16 protein-coding genes are annotated in these 15,868 nt (G+C 32.5%); 8 read left to right on the top strand and 8 right to left on the bottom strand.

Going from position 1 to position 15,868, the window contains the following annotated elements; genetic code table 11:
• Positions 1 to 97 precede the first annotated feature (97 nt).
• On the bottom strand, positions 98 to 1,054 hold the full coding sequence (locus tag IUY40_RS02480; protein WP_195735314.1) for a glycosyltransferase family 2 protein: 957 nt from the start codon (positions 1,052 to 1,054) through the stop codon (positions 98 to 100).
• Positions 1,054 to 1,572, bottom strand: coding sequence for a DUF4199 domain-containing protein (locus IUY40_RS02475; protein ID WP_195735313.1), 519 nt, complete (start codon positions 1,570 to 1,572; stop codon positions 1,054 to 1,056). The genes IUY40_RS02480 and IUY40_RS02475 overlap by 1 nt, the downstream gene beginning before the upstream one ends.
• Before the next feature lie 246 nt (positions 1,573 to 1,818).
• Here IUY40_RS02475 and IUY40_RS02470 point away from each other — a divergent pair, with 246 nt between their 5' ends.
• Positions 1,819 to 2,070, top strand: coding sequence for a type B 50S ribosomal protein L31 (locus IUY40_RS02470; RefSeq protein ID WP_129539582.1), 252 nt, complete (start codon positions 1,819 to 1,821; stop codon positions 2,068 to 2,070).
• A 180-nt stretch (positions 2,071 to 2,250) separates the two neighbouring features.
• Positions 2,251 to 3,426: a GlmU family protein gene (locus IUY40_RS02465; RefSeq protein WP_195735312.1), complete on the top strand. Its 1,176-nt coding sequence runs from the start codon at positions 2,251 to 2,253 to the stop codon at positions 3,424 to 3,426.
• 87 nt (positions 3,427 to 3,513) lie between these two features.
• On the opposite strand, the gene IUY40_RS02460 is transcribed toward IUY40_RS02465, so the two are convergent.
• Positions 3,514 to 3,957: a PepSY-like domain-containing protein gene (locus IUY40_RS02460; protein WP_195735311.1), complete on the bottom strand. Its 444-nt coding sequence runs from the start codon at positions 3,955 to 3,957 to the stop codon at positions 3,514 to 3,516.
• A gap of 197 nt (positions 3,958 to 4,154) precedes the next feature.
• Here IUY40_RS02460 and IUY40_RS02455 point away from each other — a divergent pair, with 197 nt between their 5' ends.
• Positions 4,155 to 5,789: an ABC-F family ATP-binding cassette domain-containing protein gene (locus IUY40_RS02455; protein WP_195735310.1), complete on the top strand. Its 1,635-nt coding sequence runs from the start codon at positions 4,155 to 4,157 to the stop codon at positions 5,787 to 5,789.
• 76 nt (positions 5,790 to 5,865) lie between these two features.
• Here IUY40_RS02455 and IUY40_RS02450 read toward each other — a convergent pair whose 3' ends face one another.
• Genes IUY40_RS02450 through IUY40_RS02440 form a run of 3 tightly spaced genes read right to left on the bottom strand, consistent with a single transcriptional unit; the run spans position 5,866 to position 9,374 of the window.
• The gene (locus IUY40_RS02450; RefSeq protein ID WP_195735309.1) at positions 5,866 to 7,023 is read right to left on the bottom strand and encodes an ABC transporter permease; all 1,158 of its coding nucleotides are present in this window, start codon (positions 7,021 to 7,023) and stop codon (positions 5,866 to 5,868) included.
• A gap of 2 nt (positions 7,024 to 7,025) precedes the next feature.
• A complete protein-coding gene (locus tag IUY40_RS02445; protein ID WP_195735308.1) occupies positions 7,026 to 7,979 on the bottom strand; it encodes a biotin/lipoyl-binding protein in 954 nt (317 codons plus the stop codon).
• Positions 7,980 to 7,991: 12 nt separating this feature from the next.
• Positions 7,992 to 9,374, bottom strand: a complete 1,383-nt coding sequence (locus IUY40_RS02440) for a TolC family protein (protein ID WP_195735307.1) — start codon at positions 9,372 to 9,374, stop codon at positions 7,992 to 7,994.
• 268 nt (positions 9,375 to 9,642) lie between these two features.
• Between IUY40_RS02440 and IUY40_RS02435 the strand changes: the two genes are divergently transcribed.
• The 3 genes from IUY40_RS02435 (at position 9,643) to IUY40_RS02425 (ending at position 13,523) form a co-directional block, all read left to right on the top strand.
• On the top strand, positions 9,643 to 10,848 hold the full coding sequence (locus tag IUY40_RS02435) for a hypothetical protein (RefSeq protein ID WP_195735306.1): 1,206 nt from the start codon (positions 9,643 to 9,645) through the stop codon (positions 10,846 to 10,848).
• Positions 10,849 to 10,920: 72 nt separating this feature from the next.
• Positions 10,921 to 12,072, top strand: coding sequence for a porin (locus IUY40_RS02430; RefSeq protein ID WP_195735305.1), 1,152 nt, complete (start codon positions 10,921 to 10,923; stop codon positions 12,070 to 12,072).
• A gap of 20 nt (positions 12,073 to 12,092) precedes the next feature.
• Complete coding sequence (locus IUY40_RS02425) at positions 12,093 to 13,523, top strand: anion permease (RefSeq protein WP_195735304.1); 1,431 nt, start codon at positions 12,093 to 12,095, stop codon at positions 13,521 to 13,523.
• On the opposite strand, the gene IUY40_RS02420 is transcribed toward IUY40_RS02425, so the two are convergent.
• A complete protein-coding gene (locus IUY40_RS02420) occupies positions 13,520 to 13,804 on the bottom strand; it encodes an N-acetyltransferase (protein ID WP_195735629.1) in 285 nt (94 codons plus the stop codon). The two genes, IUY40_RS02425 and IUY40_RS02420, sit on opposite strands and share 4 nt — an antisense overlap.
• A gap of 328 nt (positions 13,805 to 14,132) precedes the next feature.
• On the opposite strand from IUY40_RS02420, the gene IUY40_RS02415 reads away from it, so the two are divergent.
• Positions 14,133 to 14,789 carry an alpha/beta hydrolase gene (locus IUY40_RS02415; RefSeq protein WP_195735303.1) on the top strand — a complete coding sequence of 219 codons (657 nt, stop codon included), beginning with the start codon at positions 14,133 to 14,135 and terminating at the stop codon, positions 14,787 to 14,789.
• Positions 14,790 to 14,887: 98 nt separating this feature from the next.
• Here IUY40_RS02415 and IUY40_RS02410 read toward each other — a convergent pair whose 3' ends face one another.
• Positions 14,888 to 15,403, bottom strand: coding sequence for a DUF2892 domain-containing protein (locus IUY40_RS02410; protein WP_195735302.1), 516 nt, complete (start codon positions 15,401 to 15,403; stop codon positions 14,888 to 14,890).
• Positions 15,404 to 15,571: 168 nt separating this feature from the next.
• On the opposite strand from IUY40_RS02410, the gene rpmH reads away from it, so the two are divergent.
• Positions 15,572 to 15,733: a 50S ribosomal protein L34 gene (rpmH, locus tag IUY40_RS02405; RefSeq protein WP_008464848.1), complete on the top strand. Its 162-nt coding sequence runs from the start codon at positions 15,572 to 15,574 to the stop codon at positions 15,731 to 15,733.
• Positions 15,734 to 15,868 lie beyond the last annotated feature (135 nt).

Raw genomic sequence — 15,868 nt, 5'->3', positions numbered from 1 at the left:
GTTTAAATTGTAAGTCAAAATAATAATGTAATTTCAGGAGTAAGGATTACTATTCATCGAACTGATTTCCTGCTTCCCGATAAGGCAAAGGTGTATTTTAAAAATTAACCTGATGGGCTATTTTATAACGAGCTTCATTGTTTTTAGTTCGTAAAATAATTTCTCCTAAAAATCCAGCAAGGAATAATTGTGTACCTAATATCATAGTTGTTAGTGCGATAAAAAACCAAGGATTATTTGTTACCAAGTTATAACGCATTCCCATATACATGTGGTACAATTTGGAAACACCAATATAACCAGCTAATAAAAACCCAATTATAAACATAAGCGATCCCATTGCGCCAAATAGGTGCATTGGTCTTTTTCCAAATCTTGATAAAAACCAAATTGTAATCAAATCCAGAAAGCCATTAACAAAGCGCTCCATGCCAAATTTGGTTTCGCCGTATTTACGAGCCTGGTGTATAACTACTTTCTCTCCAATTTTATTAAAACCTGCATTCTTTGCTAAAACCGGAATATATCGGTGCATTTCGCCTGAAACTTCAATGTTCTTAACAACAGCATTTTTATATGCTTTTAATCCGCAATTAAAATCATTTAATTCAACACCCGAAGTTTTTCTGGCTGCCCAATTAAATAATTTTGACGGTAAATTTTTTGCTACAACAGAGTCGTAACGTTTCTTTTTCCAGCCCGAAACCAAATCAAATTTCTGGTTGGTAATCATTTCGTATAATCCAGGGATTTCGTCTGGACTATCTTGTAAATCGGCATCCATAGTAATGATAACATCACCATTTGCTTTGGCAAAACCAGCATGTAACGCTTGCGATTTACCAAAGTTTTTCATGAATCGGATTCCTTTTACATTTGGGTTTTCATTAGAAAAACCTTCAATAATATTCCAAGAATTATCTGTACTTCCATCATCTACAAAAATGATTTCATATGAGTAATTGTTAGATTTCATCACTTTAATGATCCATGTGTATAGTTCTGTAAGTGATTCCTCTTCGTTAAGAAGTGGTATAAGTATAGATAAATTCACTATTGTTGTAATGGTTTAGATTTGATAATTGCTGAAATAATTAAGTTGAAAATAGAACTGATTATTATTGAAAAAAGCCCTCCTTTAACAAGATTGCCTATAGAAAAATTGTCATTTTTTAATAACTCATTTAATTCTGATGTGGTTTTCCCCATCGCTTTGAATAATTCTACTTGTTTAGAATTCATGAAGTTGTTTATTTCTGGTTTAAATTCGGGTGATACAAAGTTATAGAAAATATAGCTGAATAATATTGATATTAATATTCCGATACTTGTAGAGATTAGTAAAGTTGTAAAGCTGTCTTTGAAGTTAATTGTATTCCCTAATTGTTTTTTAGTTATTATAACCTGAAATATTTTAATTCCCCAGTATATTAATGATATGAAGATGCCATACAAAGTATTTTTATAAAAATTATCACCACCTACGTACGTAATAATTTGTGATAAGCAGGCAACAACACCTATTATTATACCGTAAGTAATTCCATTCTTTTTTATAACTTCATTAATCATAATTTATATGTTTTAAAATTAATCCACAAATATAACAATTCCCAATATATTCATGGATAAAAAATGCTTTTCGATTTTAGATAAAAAAAACAGGGCAAAGGTTTGTTTATTGAAAAATAATTGTAAATTTGCAAACTGAAATAATTAAAAGATTTTAAACAAAAAGAGTAGTTGCATTTACACCTTTTTCTAACCACGAAGAAGCTTCAAAATTAAAACGCTCCAAACAATAAATAAAAAGAAAAGATGAAAAAAGGAATTCACCCAGAAAATTACAGATTAGTTGCTTTCAAAGACATGTCAAATGAAGAAGTTTTTGTTACTAAATCTACTGCAGATACAAAAGAAACAATAACAGTTGATGGTGTTGAATATCCACTTGTGAAAATGGAGATCTCTAGAACATCTCACCCTTTTTACACAGGTAAATCTAAACTTATCGATACTGCAGGACGTATTGATAAATTCAAAACTAAATATGCTAAACACGCTAAATAATTTTAGTTTGTTTCTAAATAAATCAAAGCCTTCCTTTTCGGAAGGCTTTTTTTGTATAAATATATTATCTTAATGCTTGATTAAGAAGCCTTATCGTTAAATGAAACAAATAAAATATTTGTAACTTTGAACTCGATAACCAAATCAAGATTTTAAAATATTGCCAAATTAAATTAATATATGAATTACATTCTATTCGACGGGCCCGTCCGGAATGCCTTGTTGCCTTTTACGTTTACCCGACCTGTTGCCGATATTTTGATCGGAATAATGACGATACGTCAAAAATGGGAAATGTATTTAGGATCAACTACAACCACAATAACTGAAGAGTATCTGTCAGAAAAATATCCAATGGTAGAGCTTGAGGAAAACGTGATGATAAATGCTTCGTTTTTGCCAAATTATGACCTAGCAGAATTAGTTTCGGATTTAAAAACAAATCAGGCTATCTTTAAAGGGGAAGAAGTTATTGCTTTTTATACAAGTGAAAATCAAGAAGAAGTAGATTTTGATACTTACGAAATTATTCAGTATAATGATAATTGTATAACAGTAGAAAATACATGGGATATTTTTTCGAAAAATGATGCCGCAATTCGCGAAGATTTTAATTTCTTGACAGAAGACAGGAAATCGCAACCAATCCCTAAAAGCGTAAGTACTATAGCTCCGGAGAATATATTTATAGAAGAGGGTGCTAAATTGGAGTTTGTCACTTTAAACGCTTCTACAGGACCGATTTATATAGGTAAGAATGCTGAAATTATGGAAGGCTCAGTTATTCGTGGACCATTTGCTTTATGTGAAAATGCACAAGTTAAAATGAATGCCAAAGTTTATGGAGCTACAACTGTAGGGATAGGTTCTAGGATAGGAGGGGAGGTCAAGAATTCGGTTGTTTTTGCAAACTCTAATAAGGGGCATGATGGATTTTTGGGAGATTCAGTTTTAGGCGAATGGTGTAATATTGGTGCAGACACTAATAATTCGAATCTAAAAAACAACTATGAAGAAGTGAAATTATGGAGTTATGAAATAGAAGGATTTGCTAAAACTGGACTTCAGTTTTGTGGTTTAATGATGGGAGATCATAGTAAATGCGGAATTAATACGATGTTTAATACAGGTACAGTAGTAGGAGTTAGTGCTAATATTTTTGGAACTGGCTTTCCTCGCAATTTTGTGCCAAGTTTTTCTTGGGGCGGAGCAGCTGGTTTTACAACATATGTTACCAAAAAAGCTTTTGAAACAGCTCGACTGGTTATGGGGCGCAGAAATATTGATTTTGATGAAAAAGAAGCTGCAATTTTAGAGCATATTTTTGAAGAAACAAAAAAATGGAGAAAAGACTGATTTAATTAGATGATTAGTCAGTTTGAAAATTAGATAATATAAGTAACCCGACAAGTTTTTAAAACTTGTCGGGTTTTTATTTAAGTACTATTTGTCGATTTTAGTAAAATCGCCTTTTAGGTTGAATTTTAGTTCTAAACCATTGGTTAGTTTTGTTTCGTAGCCAAAAGTTCCTATTTCTATTTTGGTTATCTTTTCTCTAGGGAAATTTTCTTTTACATAAGTCGCAATTTTTTTAGGGATAATAGAACTTGGGATTTTAGTGCTTTTGCCATCAACTTCTTTCCAGTTTCCTTTTTTATCAAATTCGATTTCAATCTTATTGTCAAACTGAACTTTGTATTCTGTAGAGAGGATCTCTTTGTCCTGCAGTATATAGCTGGGCTTTTTAGATCCGAAGTGAGTCTTTAAGAAAGTTTGTGCATTTGCAGGTAAAGCCTCTTTTTTGATTACTGTTTTTTGAGCATTTGCTGAAAGTCCAAATATTAATCCTGCAATAAGGCAAACTACCAAGTTTAATTTCGTTCTCATGTTTTTTGATTTTTAAATTCTTATACAAGGTATGATAAAATAGAATAAAATATGTAAGAAGAATGTCTAAATTTAAAAAAAACGAAGATGACAGAGGTTTAATTGTGTTGTTGAATACTCTAATTAATCTATCTTTGCACCTCGAAAATTTGGGTTAGCAAATTAACGATTAACCGAATAAACAAATTCACAGTATAATGATTACAGTTAATGATATTTCAGTTCAGTTTGGCGGAACGACACTTTTTAGCGATGTTTCTTTTGCTATAAATGAAAATGATAAAATTGCCCTTATGGGTAAAAATGGTGCGGGAAAATCGACACTTTTAAAAATAATCGCTGGTCAAAGTAAACCTTCTACTGGAAGTATTTCGGCTCCAAAAGATGCTGTTGTGGCATATTTGCCTCAGCATTTATTGACCAAAGATGGATCAACTGTAATGGAGGAAGCATCAAAAGCTTTTGGTGAAATTTTCGAAATGAAAGCTGAAATTGATGAGATAAACGAACAATTAACTGTTCGTACCGATTATGAAAGTGATGCGTACATGAAGTTAATCGAAAGAGTTTCGGACTTAAGTGAAAAATTTTATGCAATTGAAGAAGTAAATTATGAAGCTGAAGTTGAGAAAATTTTGGTTGGATTAGGTTTCGAGCGTGAAGATTTTACACGACAAACTTCTGAGTTTTCTGGAGGATGGAGGATGCGAATTGAATTAGCTAAAATACTTTTGCGTAAACCAGATTTGATCTTGCTGGATGAGCCAACCAACCATATGGATATTGAGAGTATTCAATGGCTAGAGGAGTTTTTGATAAACTCTGCAAAAGCTGTTGTGGTAATCTCGCACGATAGAGCGTTTGTAGATAATATTACCAATCGTACTATCGAAGTTACCATGGGAAGAATTTATGATTATAAAGCCAAATATTCTCATTATTTAGAGCTAAGAAAAGATCGTCGTATACACCAACAAAAAGCATATGATGAACAACAAAAGATGATTGCTGATAATAGAGCCTTTATCGATCGTTTTAAAGGAACCTTTTCTAAAACGGATGCAGTTCAGTCTCGTGTTAAAATGCTGGAGAAATTAGTTATTGTGCAAGTTGATGAAGTAGATAATTCTGCTCTTAAATTAAAATTTCCACCAGCAGCACGTTCAGGGCAATACCCTGTTGTGGTTAAAGAATTATCTAAGTCATACGGAGATCATGTTGTTTTTAAAGATGCTAACATAGTTATCGAAAGAGGTGAAAAAGTTGCTTTCGTTGGTAAAAATGGAGAAGGTAAATCGACTATGATTAAAGCAATCATGAAAGAGATTGGTATCGACGAAGGAAGTGTAGAAATTGGTCATAATTCACAAATTGGATATTTTGCTCAGAATCAGGCTTCTTTGTTAGATGAGAATGCTACAATCTTTGAAACCATCGATGCTATTGCTGTTGGAGATGTTAGAACTCAAATTAAGAACATTCTTGGGGCTTTTATGTTTCAGGGAGATGATATTACAAAGAAAGTAAAAGTACTTTCTGGAGGAGAGAAAACACGTTTAGCAATGATAAAATTATTGTTGGAGCCAGTTAACTTATTGATTCTAGATGAGCCTTCGAATCACTTAGACATGAAAACCAAAGATATAATTAAAGATGCTTTACGCGACTTTGATGGGACTTTAATTTTAGTTTCTCACGATCGTGATTTCCTTGACGGATTAGCAACTAAGGTTTTTGAATTTGGAAATAAGCGTGTTAAAGAGCATTTTGAAGATGTTGCTGGTTTCTTAGCGCATAAAAAGATGGATTCGATGAGAGAGATTGAAAAATAGTCTTATATTTTAATAAAGAAAACGGCATAAGAGATGAACTACTTATGCCGTTTTTTTATGTCTGATAATTGGGAGTCTAAATCTCTTTTAAAACATTTTTTTTCTTATAGTATAAGGCAATATAAGCGGTAATTGAACAAACTAATCCTATAATAATCATATTCCAAATAGGTTTTGTAGTTTGTGAGAACGTTCCATTTTCGATTATTAATATTCTAAATGCTTTTAAAAAATGCGTTAATGGAATTACATTAGCAATTGCCTGTACAGCTTGTGGCATTTGACTTAAAGGCCAAGTAAATCCGCTTAGGATAAAACTAGGAGTCGCAATAACCATTAGTATTTCTGTAGCTTTCAGTTGACTGGGGACTAAAATGCTTACCAGGATTCCAATAAAAGAAACGGATAGTACAAAAATCCCTGCTATGAATGTTAGTGGAAGTAAATTTTCATAAAAAGGAAGTCTAAACCATAAAGTAAAGAGCCAGTATACAAACCAAATGCCCAAACTCATTAGCATATAAGGTGTTATTTTTACAATCATGAGTTTTACAATTGAAGGGCATCTTTTAACTAAGTCTTTAAAAGTTCCATTTTCAAATTCAGACGCAAAAGAAAGTGCTAGCCCTAGTAAAAGTACTTGTTGTAAGACGGTTGCTAAAACACCTGGCCAAAGAAAATACATATAGTTGGTGCTTCGGTTGTATTTCTTTATAAAAGTTGTCTTAAAAGGTTCGTATTGTGACATAAGTAAGTTTTCGGGTACACCTTGTTTTCTTAAAGTTTCAATTTGAACACCAGCCTTTAATGTTCCAAGGCAAACTTGTATTGCTGTTGATGCGTAATTGGCAGTTAAAACATTAGAAGTATTTACGATGGTTGTAATTTCAGGGTACTTTTTTGTGAGTGTCATTTTTTCAAACCCCTTTGGTATGATAACAACACAAGTAGCTTCTTTTTTTATGGCAATCTGAGAAAGATTGTTTTGATCGTATAGAATTGAAGCAATATGTATTACTTCATTATCTTCAAACATCTGAATTGCTTTTGAACTCATCTCGGTACGATCTTGATCTACAACAATTATGGGTAAATCGGTAACTTTACCCTTGCCGTAAACATAACCTAATAAGACGCCATAAAGTATTGGTGCACCAATAAAAAGTATTCGAAGCACTTTGTTTTGCCAGAATAATTTGAATTCCCGTTTAAGCAATGAAAAGAAATTTTGCATAGTTAAAGAGATAAAGTAACAGTTGTTTTCGTAATTAAATCTTTTGTTTCATTGGCATTGGAAGGTGTTATTTTTATTTCGAATAAACTTTCCTGCATTTCATAATCTGGGTATGCGGTTGCAATATTTCCATAGGCTCCCAGTTGTTTTATTGTGCTAATATTTCCTTTTATGTCTGTTTTTTTATAAGGAACATGTACTGTTACTTCTTGTCCCTTTTTTAATTTTTCTAATTGATTTTCAGGTATCGTAAAGCGGAAGTAAGTACTGTTAGCGATATAACCATTAAATAAGGTGTAACCTGGTAATGCTAGCTCGCCGATAGTTAAAGTTATAGTTTCGATGCTCATGTCTTGAGGAGCTACAATATAGCGTTCTTTATCGGCAGTTTCTACTTCTTGTAACGCTCCAAGTGCTCTATCTTGTTGACCTAAAGCCATTGTTTGTTGCTCAATACGAGCTCCTTTTTTCGCATCGTCTAGTTCAGCAATAACAGCGTTATATTGAGCTTGAGCCCCTTGGTATTTAGCGAAAGTTTCGTCATAAGTTTGTTGTGATATTAAGGAGTCTTTGAGCATATTTGTTAATCGTTTAATCGATTTTTGAGCAAATTCATACTGTTCTTTTAATCCCATTTTTTTTGCTTCCAGCTGTTTAATTTGGTTTTCAGTAGCTCCTTTTACTGCCATTTTATATTGTGCTTTTGCAGATATAACAGCTCCTTCAGCTTGATTTTTTTTAGCATCTACTTCTGGAATGTCAAGAATTGCAAGGGTATCTCCTTTTTGGACAATATCTCCTTCTTTGATAAATATTTTTAAAATTTTCCCAGGAATTTTGCTAACAACTGCAATTTGTTCTTTTTCTATTTTTCCCTGAATCAGATTTTCTTTTTTTTCATTTTTACAACTTGTAAAAATGAAAATTAAATTGATTATAATAATTGCTTTTTTCATAAAATAGAACTTTTATTTAGATAGTTTTTTTGATAAATCGCCAGTAGAAATTATTGTTTCAATAGCAGATAATCGTTGTTCGATTAAGGTAGTTGTTTTGTTTACTGATGCTTTATAAGAATCATTTTCGGCTTCAAGACGTTCCGATATATTGATAAGACCTTCCTTGTATTGTTTTATGGCAAGATTTAAATTATTGCCTGCTACTTTTTCTTGTTGTTGAGTAATGTCAATTTTTTGTGTTAGTACACTATAGTCAACTAAGTTTTTTTCAAGTAATAATTCTAGTTTTTCTTTAGTGTCATCAATCTGGTTTTGCATCTGTTCGATATTAATTTTGGCTTCGTGTACTTTATGTTTTCTTTCAAAACCTGAAAAAACCTCCCATTTCATCGCTGCGCCTACAACCCAGTTGTTGCTTATGGTTGCCTCGTTTAGTCCTAAATATAATGCTTGATTTATTCCAGTAATTATTGGTGTTGTAGCATTGGCATTAAATAAACTTGAATAAGAAACACCCCCAAATGCTCCTAAGGTTGGTAAATAAGTGCCTTTTTCTTTTTTTAGTAAATATTCATATGCAGTTTTAAAAGACTCCAAAGCTTTTATTTCTTGTTTGTTTTGAGTACTTAATTTTTCATTTGTAATTAAATACGGAACCAAGTCATAATGCACATTTTCTATTTCGGCAATAGAGTACCCTGTTAAGTACTGAATTTTTTTATAAACTAATTTTCGTTTTCCGTCCAGTTCAATTTTTTTAGAAGCTAATTCAAGTGAGGCTAATTTGATTTTATCTCTATCGTAAGGAATTGCAAGACCTTGTTCTATTGCTTTTGCAACACGTTTGGTTTCGGTATCTAATCGTTTTTCACTTTCTTTTATTAGTCTGTCAATTTCTTTTAATAACTCTAATTGATCAAAGGTATTAATGACATCTTTTATGATTCCATCTTTCTCGGATTCTTTTAAAAATGCAGTTCCTTTGGTTTTTTCGTGTATTGCTTTGGCTCCATTTGGAATTTGCATACCACTAAATAAAACTGTTTTAGCCATTACGCTTCCATTAAAAAGGTTTCCGTAATTTTTAAAGGCTGTTTTTCCGTCAAATAAAGGATAATTTACAATAGGAATAGTAGCAGTAGGAAGATCTACCGTTAGTTTATTATCAAAATACGTGTATAGTGCACTTGCTTCGACAGTAGGAATGTATTTGTTCCAAATTCCTTTCTCTTGAAGATTTAATTTTTCAATATCGAGGTCTTTGTTTTTTAAAGAATTACTTTTTTCTAACGCTTTATTAATGGCCTCTTCTAAAGTTGGAGAGACTTCAATTTGGGCATATCCATAAGTTAATGAAAGAAAGAAAAAGAAAATAGGTGAAAGTTTTCTCATTGTATGTTTTTTGTTTCTATTATATGATAAATCTAAATATATTTTGTAAGATTTTATAAATAGAATGATTGTATATGAAATACAGTTATTCGCAAAGTTAAGAATATTAGTCTTACAATCTTTGTTTTGTAATAAGTAAATACATAATCGCATTTAAAAACTCACTATAGCTTTCATTAAGAAAATAGAAATTTTTTTGATGATATAGAACTTTATTTGTTTTTTTATACCTTAGTATATATATTTAATAAATTAACTACTTATTAACATGAAAAAAAATCTATTATTTTTAGCTATTATGTTGACTAGTTCGTTTAGTCTTCCTGTGTTTTCTCAAATAAATGATGAGCCAGTTGCTTTGGGGTTACCTGGTGATAATCTTAATTTATTTGCAGTATTAGATGTTTTTCAAAAATCAAAAACATTAGAAGATTTTGAAAGAGCATTAAATGATCCAGATAGCAAGGTTAATAATTTAGACCTAAATAATGATGGGGAAATCGATTATATTGAGGTAGAAGGCCATAAGGAAGGTAGTACTCATGTAATTGTACTTCAGGTAGCTGTGAATAGTAAAGAAACACAAGATGTTGCTGTGATTGAGGTAACTAGGGATAAAAAGAACAAGGTGCATGTTCAGGCTATAGGTGACGAAGAATTATATGGTAAAAATTATATTGTAGAACCTTCAGATGCTGTTTCAGGAACACCTAATCCGGGATACAAAGGAGAAGCTACTGTAATTGTAAATAATAATACAACTAATAATTATAATACAACAACTAGTCCAAGTTATGTGAGTACTAGTGTAAGTGCATGGCCAGTGGTTGTATTTTTGTTTTCTCCCGTATATGTAGTATATAGGTCTCCTTGGCACTGGGGGTACTATCCTTCGTACTGGCGCCCTTGGCGTCCAGTTTATTATCATGATTATTGGGGATATCATGGGCATTATTACAGAAGTCCTTATTATCAGAGGACAGCTGTTATAAGATATCCTAGGTATTATAATAATTATGTTAGTAGAAGAAATACATCAGTAGTTGTTAGAACTAATAGAACCAACGGGCGCTATAATTCTACCTATAATGGAAGAGATTATAAAAAACCAGCACCAGTTACTTCTACTAGGCCATCTAGACCGGGAAATGCGACTAGGCCAACAACGCGTCCTACAACTCCATCAACCAGACCAGGAAATACGACTAGGCCAGTAACTCGTCCTACAACTCCAGCGACTAGACCGGGAGCAGAAACAACAAGGCCAACTGCACGTCCGGTAACTCCAACTAATCCATCAACGAGACCAGTTGCCAGGCCAACACAGCCAGTAACAAGGCCAGCAACACGTCCAGTTACTCCAGCCGCCCAATCAACGCGACCTGCTGTTAGACCTGTGCAGCCAGCAACGACAAGGCCAGTAACTAGACCAGCAGGAACAAGGCCTGTAAATGAAGGGGCTAACAGGAGATAAGAGAGCGGATTTAAAAATCAAATTTTGCGTATTGATTAATTACTAGTTTAAATTTTTATTTAAAATATACTCATGGGGAAGTTTTCGCTAATTAAAATTGTATTCGCTATCTTAATGGTTCCTTATTTTTTGAATGCTCAAGTTGATGTAAATCAGGCTACAACGAATTCTGATAAAACTGTAAAATATCCACAATTTCAGTTTAAAGGACTTTTTCAAGCTCGATTTTTAGGAGCGCTTTCAGATAATGTAGATGTTCTTGGAGTTCACAATTCAACGGGAGAAGTTACTCAAACTTCATTTGATGTTAAAAGAATGCGTGTTGGGTTAAATACAAAATTGAGTGAGCAAACAGAAGTGGTGATTTTAGTAAATTTAGCTGATTTTAAATCGGATCCTAAAAATAAAGTTCTTGAAAATGCTTATGCAAAATATACTTTTAGTAAGTATTTTGCAGTAACAGGAGGACAGTTCCGACCAGCTTTTGGTATAGAAGAGCTTGTTCCTGTAGATGTTATTAAGTCTTTTGATTTCTCAAATCAATATTATGAATTTGGGAAAAATGGTTGGACGAGCTTTCAAATAGGGGCTTCTGCAACAGGTTCTTTTGATGTTGGAAGTCTTCCTGTAAGTTATGCTATTTCTATCTTAAATGGGACTGGGAGAAATCAGGAAAAAGATAAAGACAGCGGAAAACAATATTCTACAAGATGGGTTTTTGGATTGTCTAAACTGCATAAAATTAATTTAGGATTAAATGGTGGGACAGGAAAAGTATTTAATCAGGATGTTTTTGCTTTAGGAGCTGACATTACGAGTGATTTTAAACTTACGGATAAATTTACTTTTGATCTGCAGCTTGAGTATAAACAGGGGACGAATCATAATTTATATTTTTCATTACCAGTAGATGGTAGGACATTGCATGCAGATGATTATCAGATGCGCGGGTATTATGTTATGCCAAATTTGAGATACCGTATAGATTATAAAAAACTGACTTCTTTAGAGTTTTCATGTCGTTATGAGTCTTTTGATACTAATTTCAAATTAAATTCAAATGTTCGTAAAACATATACACCGATGTTGAGTCTTGAATTTGGAAAGGCTTATACTGGCAGAATTGAATTAGGATTTGAAATCGATAGGTATGATAAGAATATCCCTAATACATCTATGTATAATGATAATTTATTTATCGTTCAATTTCAAACTAGACTTTAATATAATTTAATTTCCATATTATGAAAGAAGTAAAAATTCCTCAAACATTAATAACATTTGCAATTGGTATTGCTCTTTGGATTATTCCAGCTCCCGAAGGTGTTAAAGAAGAAGCTTGGCATTTGTTTGCTATTTTTGTGGCGACTATTCTCGGGATTATTTTAAAGGCAGCCCCTATGGGGACTATGTGTATGATTGCAATAGCTGTTACAGCATTCTCGCAGGTATTGGCGCCTGGCGAAGCTGGGAAATCGATAACATTGGCTTTAAGAGGATTTGGTGATAAAGTGATATGGCTAATAGGAATTTCATTTTTTATAGCACGCGGATTTATTAAGACTGGACTTGGAAATAGAATCGCTTTTATTTTTATAAGAATATTTGGGAAAAGTTCATTAGGGCTTGCTTATGGATTAGGGCTTGCTGATTTATGTCTTGCTCCTGCTGTTCCTAGTAATACGGCTAGGGGAGGAGGGATTATCTATCCCATTATGAAATCGATGGCGATAAGTTTTGGGTCAGAGCCAGATAAGCCTGAAACACACAAGAAGTTAGGTTCGTTTTTGACATTGAATAGTTACAATATGAATCTTATATCATCCTCAATGTTTTTAACAGGAACAGCAAGTAATCCTATGTGTCAAAAGTTTGCCTTAAATTTAGGGATTAAAATAACTTGGATGTCTTGGGCGCTTGCTGCGATTGTACCGGGGTTAGTTGCTTTTTTTGTAATTCCTTTAGTATTGTATAAAATTTATCCGCCTGAATTAAAATCGACAGCCGATGCTCCAGGAATTGCGAAGCAAAAGCTAAAAGACATGGGGCCAATCTCTAGAAATGAATGGTTAATGTTATTAACGTTTTTTATCTTGTTGTTTCTTTGGATGACGGGTGATTTGTTTTCTATTGATGCTACAACAACAGCTTTCATTGGGTTGGTAATTTTGTTATTAACTTCAGTGTTAACTTGGGAAGATGTAAAATCAGAGAAGGGAGCTTGGGATACTATCGTATGGTTTTCGGTTTTGGTAATGATGGCTAGTTCGCTCAATGAATTAGGTTTTATCGGATGGTTTAGTGATTTGGTAAAAGAGCAAATAGGGGGGTTAAGTTGGCAAATGGCTTTTCCTATTATAATTCTTGTTTACTTTTTTAGTCATTATCTTTTTGCGAGTGCAACGGCTCACGTAGCGGCAATGTATGCGGCGTTATTAGGGGTCGGGGTTTCTTTGGGAGTTCCGGGGTTACTATTGGCTTTTATGCTTGGATTTGTTGGGTCGCTTTATGGTACATTAACCCATTACGGTCATGGACCAGCTCCTGTGTTTTTTGGTAGCGGCTATGTCGATTTAAAGAGTTGGTGGGTAAAAGGTCTTGTAACAGGTCTTGTCCTATTACTCATTTATATGGTGATAGGAGGGTTGTGGATGAATATAATCGGTTATTATTAAATTCGGATACCAGGCGGAAGTAGTTCTTTGTAAATTGGGTTTTTCTTAAAGAAAGTTGCAATTTTAGGATGAATAGGGACTACTTTTAATTTTCGTTCAATTGAAATTTCCATTATGCTTTTAAGCATATTATAAAAAAGTTCCTGATCGTCAAATGATTCGGGAGTGTTTATTTTTGTTAGAAATATTTTTTTTTCTTGAAAAGAGTATTCGATTGTTACTAATCCTGTAGGTGTTGAGATTTCAAATTGTCTTGCAAAGGTATTGTCTTTGATTTCCATTGCTGAAATAGTTTCCATATTATTTGTTTTTTATGTGGTATTTAAAAAAAAAGAAGAAATGAACCCTGTGAAAAGGTCGATGAGGACCTCTTGTAATATATTGTTAGAAATAAATTATTTCTGATGCAAAGGTAATCATTTGATATTCAATAACAAATGATTTTGTGAATGAGAAATGTTTTACATTTTTAAAACTGTTGTGAGTAAGCGGGTTTACTATGATTTTAAGTGATAATATTATTGTAAAAAGAGAGCTAGAGTCGTTAAAAAACAATAATTTTATATCAATAATAGTTTTTTCGTTGTTGTTAATATTAGAAATGTGATTATGAGTAAAGTTCCTGTTTATTTCATGCCTGGTCTTGCGGCAAGTACAACTATTTTTGAGAGGATTACATTGCCAGAAGATATTTTTGAAATGCATTTGTTAGAATGGGAAATACCACTTGATGGCGAACCTTTATCAGATTATGCTAAAAGAATTACTCAAAATATAAAACATCAAAATCCTATTTTAATTGGAGTGTCTTTTGGAGGTATCATGGTTCAGGAAATGGCAAGGCATATAAAAGCTAGAAAAGTAATTATTATTTCGAGTGTGAAAAGCAATGCTGAGTTTCCTAGAAGAATGAAAATTGCCAAATCGACTAAGGCTTATAAATTAATCCCTATGCGATTGATCTTAAATGTAGAGAGTATGGCTAGGTTTTCTTTTGGTGAAAAGATAAATAAACGATTGAAGCTTTATGAGAAGTTTTTGTCTGTGCGCGATATTCGCTACCTAGATTGGGCAATTGAACAAGTGATTCTTTGGGATCGAACCCAAATTGATGAAAATGTAATTCATATTCATGGAGATCAAGATGATGTTTTTCCTATAAAGTATATTACAAACTGTAAAGTAGTGAAAGGGGGAACTCATATTATGATTTTGAATAAGTTTAAATGGTTAAATGAAAACTTGCCTAAAATTATTTTAGAGTAGATTCTTTGGTTATGATTAAGTTTTCTCTTGACTTATTGATCATGAAAAAAACCATCCGTTTTTGCGGATGGTTTTTTTTATAAGAGATAAATATGAAACTATATTTTTTTCATTTGTTCTTTCATCATTGTAATTTGCTCTTTTAGCATCCCTTGTTTATCAAGCTTTTTGGCTTCATTTAATAAGTTTGTTGCTTCAAGCTTTCTTCGGCGTGACATAGCAACACCAGCTAGATTTAATTTGGCTACAGCTAAATCCATATCCATAGATAAGCCAAGTTCAATTGCTTTTTTGAAATATTTTTCAGCTTGATTGATATTAGTTTGAGAAACCATAATACCCTGTAGGTAGTTAAAGTAACCTTGTTGTTTTCTTACCAAAGCAATTTCAGGATTTTTGATGTATGCTAGCCATTTTTTAGCACCTTCAAAATCTTGTTTTCTTAGTTTTAAGAAGGCTAATAAGATGAATTCGTTTTTAAAATAAAGGAAAATAGGGATTCCTGTCAATAATATAAGGAAGATTCCGTTTCCGATATTACTTTCTGTAAATTGCCAAATGCCAGCAACTACTAATAGTCCGGCTAAAATAATTTTAATATTTCTGTGAAACATAATAGGTGTATTTTTGTGATTGCAAAGATAGTAAAATGAATTAAAAATATTTTTATAAAACTACTTGCAAGGAAAAAAAGTCTTTGTATATTTGCACTCGGTTTTAGAGTAACAAAATTCGAAGAACAAAAAGAAGATATTAGACACCATATTTAAAGATACAAAGCAATGAGTAAAAGAACGTTTCAACCATCGAAAAGAAAAAGAAGAAATAAGCACGGATTTATGGACAGAATGGCTTCTGCGAATGGAAGAAAAGTTCTGGCACGTAGAAGAGCTAAAGGAAGACATAAGTTAACTGTTTCTAGCGAACCTAGACACAAAAAATAATGTTTCTATAAACATAAATAAGGCGTTACTTTTTTTAGTATCGCCTTTTTTTATACCTTGTCATTAAAAAAACAGTAATGTTTTAATTTCTAAACAAGTAGACTTAAACATTAAGCGAAAATATAACTACACAAT

This window comes from Flavobacterium sp. ALJ2 (genome assembly GCF_015594725.1).
Lineage (GTDB): Bacteria > Bacteroidota > Bacteroidia > Flavobacteriales > Flavobacteriaceae > Flavobacterium.
Note: the sequence above shows the minus strand (reverse complement) of the source record. Positions and strands in the feature narration are given on the sequence as shown.